Raw genomic sequence first — 5,590 nt, 5'->3', positions numbered from 1 at the left:
CCATCAAACGCGCCCAGTCCATCACCGAACGACGAGAGCAGACGGGTTAAACGACAAGCTTAGGCCGCATTTGGCCTGTCATCGGGTGCTGCCCTTGAATCGCGCGGCACAGCGAGCCTTCCCCGGCCTGCACCGTCAGTACGTTTGTCGTACGGCGGTCGGTGCGCCTTGTCGGCAGCAATCCAAGGGGTCTCTGTGCCGTCCGGTTCCTCCGCCGTCTCCGATTCCGCTCGATCCGTTACGCCGGGCCTGTGGCGCAACTCCGACTTCCGCAGCCTTTGGGTAGGCCAGACGGCCTCACAGCTGGCCGAGCATGCGAGCCTGGTGATCCTGCCGTTGATCGCCGTCCTGACGCTCAACGTGGGCGCGGACCAACTGGGCGTCCTTCGCGCGTTGGGGCAGGCACCGCAGCTTCTGCTCGCGCTGTTCGTCGGCGTCTGGGTGGACAGGTGGCGGACTCGCACCGTCATGGCCTTGGCGGACCTCGGCCGGGCCCTGGCGCTGGGCGGAGCCGCCGTGGCCGTCCTCTTGGGTGGCCTCGGCCTGCCGGCACTGCTGGCCATCGCGTTCGCCATCGGGGCCCTGTCGGTGTTCTTCGACGTCGCCTACCAAGCTTCTCTCGTACGCTTGCTGCAGCGCGATGAGCTGCTGCAGGGCAACAGCGCGATCGAGGGAAGCCGCTCCGCGGCCCAGATCGGCGGTCCCGCCCTCGGCGGGACGATGATGTCCCTGCTGTCGGCGCCGATCGCCGCCGCGTTCAGCGCCCTGTTCTTCGTGGTGTCGTTTCTGGGCATCGCCGGTATCCGCCACCGCGAGTCGATTTCGGAGCACCCGGGCGGTCCCCGGCGGATCTGGCGGCAGATCCACGAGGGGCTCCGCTTCGTCTTCGGCGACACCTTGCTACGTACCGTCTGCCTCGCCTCGGCCGCATTCCAATTGTCCTTCGCGGCCATGATGACCAACTACCTGCTCTTCCTGCCACGGGAACTGCACCTGTCCGGCACCGCCATCGGACTGGCGCTTGCCGCGACAGGGCCAGGCGCGCTCGCGGGCTCCCTGCTCGCCGCCCGACTCCCGAGCCGCCTCGGTTACGGCACGGTGCTCGTCTCGGCGGCCGTCATCGGTGACGGCGTGTTACTGTGCGTGCCCGCGCTGCACGGCACCTCCGCGGCCGCCCTTCCCGCACTAATCGCGATCAACCTCGCGTTCGGAGTCTTCGGCCAACTGGTAAACGTCACCATCATGGCCGTCCGGCAGGCCCTCACTCCGGAAACGATGCAGGGCCGCGTCGCCGCAACGATCACCTTCGCGGGCATGGGCCTGACGCCACTCGGCTCGCTGCTCGGCGGCCTCCTCGCAGAACACTGGGGGATACGCAGTGCTCTGCTGGTCACGGCCGCCGGCATGATGCTGTCACCCATGCTGATGGCTCTGTCCCCGCTCGCCCGCCTGAGTCGGACCCTCCCATCACCAAATGCGACACATGATCACGGGTACTGATCTGCCACGATCCGCCCGTTACACAATGTCACGGCATGCCGGTCGGCGAGTGCGCGGATCTGCCGAGATCAGTACGTCGCGGCGCGAAGAGTGGTTTGTTGCACCGGCATCGCCCGGGCGCGCACGTTGCTGATCATCCGGAGCGGTGCGGTGACGATGCGGTCGAAGGGGGTGCGAGTACCTCGGTGATCAATTGAGTGTCGATGATCTCGATGATCTCGACGATCTCGCCGTCACGCATCTCGAAGATCCAGCAGTAACGGTTCGGGTATTCACGCCCTGACCTTGTGACGCTGTGATTACGACCTTCGACGACGACCACATCGCCATCGGCTACGAAGCGCTCGGCTCTCACGACGTTGCGACCGCCGAGTTGTTCCGCAAGCGGGCGGAGCAGCTCGTTGAGCACGACGTGCTTTCCCTCGTAGGTGCGTGACCACGCGGTCTTCCCGATGATCGTCCAGCGGACGTAGTGGGCGAGCGCGTCGATGAACGGCCACCCGTTTGCCTTCGCGGTCTCGGCGAAGATGCCCTGCAGGATCGCCTTATTGTTGATTTCGGGCATTCGACATACCTCGCGGTGCTCCGAGGACGATTTCCCTGACTGCTGTCGATGTCGAACTCATCTAACCGGAGCGCATCCGCATCTCCTCCACCTGCTCCAGCGCGTGTCCACCTATAACCGAGACAGCGCATGATCATACCCGGACGGTGCTCGGGAGGCGTCCTCTTCTGCCGCCGTAGGTGCGCTGGCCGCGGGCGGTCGTCACAGCGCGTGAGCCTCCTTGGCGCTGGCGACCCCGCTCATAGCCGACAAGAGGGTTCCCACGGCGAATCCGTGCCATCGAGCGTGTCGCCACCCGTCGGGCCGTGGCGGGCAGCCCATGTAATAGCGATAAAGCGATGGGATCTTGGTTGTACTAGTCTCGCGCCATGGCCTTGCGTCCGGACCAGTTCTATGACCACGCGGTGACCGTTACGGCCAGCGAGCGGCGGCTTCCGCTGGCGCGCATGACGGGATGGGACATCAGCCCGTTCGAACAGGATGGATTGCGCGTCGCGCCGCTGCGCCCGCCGGTGCTGCCCGAGCCCGCCCGGCACGGCGAGGATCCGGCAGAGTGCCGGAACTGTCAGGAGCGCGACGAGGGAATCTGGTTCAACGATCACTGGCGGCTGGCCCGTGTCCCGGGAGTGGGCGTGCCGCTGGTGCTGATGCTGCACCCGCGCGATCACTACGACATGGCGGATCTCCCCGACGATCTCGCCGCGGAGCTGGGACTGCTGACCACGCGAATCGTCCGCCACGTGCAGGCTCTGCCGCACATCTCGCGAGCCCACGTCTACCGCATCGGCGACGGCGCCGCTCACCTGCACGTCTGGTTCTTCGCCCGGCCGGAGGGCCAGGCGCAGCTCTACGGATCCTGGCTGGTCGTCTGGGACGACCTCCTGCCGGAGTATCCCGCCGACGTCGCCGAGGCGGACGCCGCGATCGTGGCTGATGCCCTGGTCGCCTCGCATGGGGGCCGCCGATCGGCCGCCACCCCACCGCGTGCCTGACCGGCTGATCCGCAGCAGCACCCGCTCCCGTCACCGCCGCGCCGCCATCCTCATCTGGCGCCGAGCGGTCATGCCGAATGAGCGTGCACTATGCGCCTGTGTGAAGCGTGGACGATGATCGCCTACCGAACGGCCTTGCTCTGATCGGGGCCGGATCGAGTTTCGACGTCGAGGTGTCGATTTCGCGGCTCGCCGTTCGTCTTACTGCGAATCTGGTACCGACGAGGAGGTAGCGATGAAGTACGTCATGCTCATCTACCAAGGCCCGGCGCTCGAACGGCAGTCCGCGCTCACCGAGGAGGAGCAGAAGCAGGTCTACGCCGACTACCAGGGGATCAACCAGACACCGGGTGTCACCACCGTGCCGCCGCTGGGACTCGCCGAGAACGCGACCACTGTGCGGGTCGAAGGAGGCAAGACCCTGACGACCGATGGCCCGTTCGTCGGGATGAAGGAGGCCGTGGGCGGTCTGTTCATCCTCGAGGCCGACGACATCGACGCGGCCATCGAGGTGGCCGCTCGCGTCCCGGCGGCACGTTATGGCGGAGCCGTCGAGATCCGGCCATCGGAAGTGTATTGGTAACGGCACTCGACGAGATCTTCCGCGACGAGTGGGGACGCGTCCTGGCCACCCTCATCGGCGTCCTCGGCGACTTCGACCTCGCCGAGGACGCCGCGCAGGAGGCATTCGTCATCGCCGCCGATCATTGGCCACGCGACGGCGTGCCAACCAACCCGCGCGCCTGGCTGATCCGCACGGCGCGTAACCGCGCCACCGACCACATCCGCCGCGACCGAGCTTTCGCCGTCAGGCTCGGCCTGCTCGTCGCTGCCCAGGAGGTCGAGATGCCCGTGGACACCACCACGTTTCCCGACGAACGCCTGGAACTCATCTTCACCTGCTGTCACCCGGCGCTCGGCATCGAGGCGCAGGTCGCGCTCACGCTGCGTACCCTCGGGGGCTTGACTACCGACGAGATCGCCCGTGCCCTGCTCGTCCCGGAGCGCACCATGGCGCAGCGTCTGGTGCGGGCCAAACGCAAGATCAAGGCGGCGGGGATCCCGTTCCGGATCCCGCCGGATCACCTGCTCCGCGAGCGTCTCGACGCCGTACTCACCGTCGTGTATCTGATCTTCAATGAGGGTTACGGCGGTCGCGACGAGCTCGCGGCCGAGGCGATCTGGCTGGGACGTGCACTGACCGAACTGCTTCCCGACGACCCCGAGGTTCGCGGGCTCCTGGCGATGATGCTCTTGCACGACTCCCGCCGCGAGACGCGGTTCAACGACGGCGAATTGGTGCTGCTCGAAGATCAAGATCCGTCACGGTGGAACACCACGCAGATCGCCCAGGGACGCGCCGAACTCGACCAGGCGATCGCTTTGGGCGGCCGAGGGCCCTACGTCCTCCAGGCTGCGATCGCCTCGCTGCACGCCGAGACGCCGTGCGACTGGGCGCAGATCGCCGCCCTGTACGGCGAGCTCACCCGCCTGACCGCCTCGCCGGTCGTCGAGCTGAACCGCGCCATCGCCGTCGCCGAGACCGAAGGACCACAGGCCGGTCTGCGTATCGTCGACGAACTCGGTCTGGATGACTTCCGCTACCTGCACTCAACTAGGGCCGAACTGCTGCGACGGCACGGGCGCACCGATGAGGCGCGCGACGCCTATCGACGTGCGAGGGAACTCACCGAGGACGGAGCCGAACGGCGCTTCCTCGAACGCCGGCTAACGGAACTTGCCAACAGAACAGGTTCCGGTAGCGACCCGGCGGCACCGGAGTGAGTCCTGACCAGGGTCCTGGCCTAGCGCCAGTTGCCGACCAGCCCTACGCCCCCTTCCCGGGTGACCGGCGACATCGCCGCACCTGTGCCGATGCGGCGTCAGATGCCCACCCTTGTCACCGAACACCCCGCGCCTCCGGCCGGCCAAACCGGGCACCGCCGATCATCGCATCCGGATCTGCCGCGATCCGCACGCTACCCACCGTTACGACGGACGTCGGCACATGGACATGGCGCAATCAGCAACCGCAATCGCGTGACCGCCACAGAACCGCGTTTCGGAACGCGGGCGTACGGGGCATTGCGGCGGGCGCGGCGGTGAGATCCTGGGCGGCATGACAGACCTCGACGCCAAGGCGAATCTCTATCGGTACCTGCTTGAGGCGCGCGAGGCGCTGCTCGGGAAGCTCGACGGGCTGTCGGAGTACGACGTACGGCGCCCGCTCGTGCCGACCGGCACGAACCTGCTCGGGCTGGTCAAGCACGTGGCCTCGGTGACCGCCGGGTATTTCGGCGAGGTGTTCGACCGCCCCTTTCCCGAACCCGTCGCGGGCCTGAACGAAGACGCCGAGCCGAACACGGACATGTGGGCCGCAGCCGACGAGTCCCGCGACGACATCATCGGCCTGTGGCACCGAGTCTGGGCACACGCGGACGCCACAATCGAGACGCTCCCGATCGACGCACCCGGCTCGGTGCGGTGGTGGCAACACACGCCGGTGACGCTGCACCTCATCCTCGTGCACGTG

Annotated in this window: 6 protein-coding genes; 5 read left to right on the top strand and 1 reads right to left on the bottom strand. The window is 67.1% G+C overall.

Annotation, left to right across the window (positions count from 1 at the left end):
* Positions 1 to 195: 195 nt before the first annotated feature.
* Entirely contained in the window at positions 196 to 1,500 is a 1,305-nt protein-coding gene (locus ACFOYX_RS31830) for an MFS transporter (protein ID WP_322443314.1), read from the top strand.
* A 133-nt stretch (positions 1,501 to 1,633) separates the two neighbouring features.
* Here ACFOYX_RS31830 and ACFOYX_RS31825 read toward each other — a convergent pair whose 3' ends face one another.
* Positions 1,634 to 2,065 carry a nuclear transport factor 2 family protein gene (locus tag ACFOYX_RS31825; protein ID WP_322443313.1) on the bottom strand — a complete coding sequence of 144 codons (432 nt, stop codon included), beginning with the start codon at positions 2,063 to 2,065 and terminating at the stop codon, positions 1,634 to 1,636.
* 368 nt (positions 2,066 to 2,433) lie between these two features.
* Here ACFOYX_RS31825 and ACFOYX_RS31820 point away from each other — a divergent pair, with 368 nt between their 5' ends.
* The 4 genes from ACFOYX_RS31820 to ACFOYX_RS31805 form a co-directional block, all read left to right on the top strand.
* Positions 2,434 to 3,057 (top strand): hypothetical protein, encoded by a 624-nt coding sequence (locus ACFOYX_RS31820; RefSeq protein WP_322443312.1) that lies wholly within the window; start codon positions 2,434 to 2,436, stop codon positions 3,055 to 3,057.
* 235 nt (positions 3,058 to 3,292) lie between these two features.
* On the top strand, positions 3,293 to 3,640 hold the full coding sequence (locus tag ACFOYX_RS31815; RefSeq protein ID WP_302769004.1) for a YciI family protein: 348 nt from the start codon (positions 3,293 to 3,295) through the stop codon (positions 3,638 to 3,640).
* Positions 3,634 to 4,842 carry a sigma-70 family RNA polymerase sigma factor gene (locus ACFOYX_RS31810; protein WP_322443311.1) on the top strand — a complete coding sequence of 403 codons (1,209 nt, stop codon included), beginning with the start codon at positions 3,634 to 3,636 and terminating at the stop codon, positions 4,840 to 4,842. Before ACFOYX_RS31815 ends, ACFOYX_RS31810 begins: the two co-directional genes overlap by 7 nt.
* Before the next feature lie 334 nt (positions 4,843 to 5,176).
* Positions 5,177 to 5,590: DinB family protein (locus ACFOYX_RS31805; RefSeq protein WP_377534671.1), on the top strand; the 414-nt coding region annotated here is incomplete at its 3' end.

It is taken from the genome of Micromonospora sp. GCM10011541 (assembly GCF_042650725.1).
Classification (GTDB): domain Bacteria; phylum Actinomycetota; class Actinomycetes; order Mycobacteriales; family Micromonosporaceae; genus Micromonospora; species Micromonospora sicca.
This window is presented reverse-complemented; position numbering and strand designations above follow the sequence as displayed.